The sequence below is a fragment of the Bradyrhizobium sp. 142 genome (assembly GCF_023074015.1).
Taxonomy (GTDB): domain Bacteria; phylum Pseudomonadota; class Alphaproteobacteria; order Rhizobiales; family Xanthobacteraceae; genus Bradyrhizobium.
In genome coordinates this window covers 1-605 of record NZ_JADPKQ010000140.1, presented here as the reverse complement: position 1 = coordinate 605, position 605 = coordinate 1, and the positions used below count along the sequence as shown (strand labels likewise).

Sequence of the window (605 nt, the reverse complement as noted above, 5' to 3'; positions counted from 1 at the left end):
TCTTGACGAGCCAATGCTTCGATCTCGCTGGAGAGGTCCTCAATGCGCGCGTCCAGTCGGCGCCAGTCTCCTGCCAGGTCCTCGATGATGCGCAACATGCGAGGCGCGAGGACATCGGTGCGCGTCGCAAGGATACCCGGCAACTCGGACCGCAGCGAACGCAGGCCTTGCCGCACGGCGATGCCCCGCTCCAGCAGGAACGCACGGATCTGATTGATGACGCCGGTACGCTGACCGACCAATCGCTCGCGCACGCGGTGCAGCGCCTGCAGGTCGAGCTGGTCGGCGGTCTTGGTCGCGACGAACTTCATGGTCGGGCGTTGGACAGCCTCGGCGATGGCTTCCGCATCACGGAAGTCATTCTTCTGTCCCTTCGAATAGGGGCGCACGTATTTCGCGGGCATCAGTCGGGCGTCGTGGCCGAGCATTTGGAGCTTGCGACTGAGATGATGCGCGCCGACGCAGGCCTCCATACCGATTAAGCACGCTGGCAGGTTGGCGAGCCGTGCTTCTACCTGGCCGCGTGACCACTTCTGCCGCAGCACGATTGCGCCGCGCTGATCGTGGCCCACGATGTGGAACGAGTTCTTGCCGATATCGATGCC

General features: G+C 63.8%; 1 protein-coding gene. It reads right to left on the bottom strand.

Annotated features, from left to right (window positions below; genetic code table 11):
* Positions 1-605: IS110 family transposase (locus IVA82_RS14105; RefSeq protein WP_247389041.1), on the bottom strand; the 605-nt coding region annotated here is incomplete at both ends.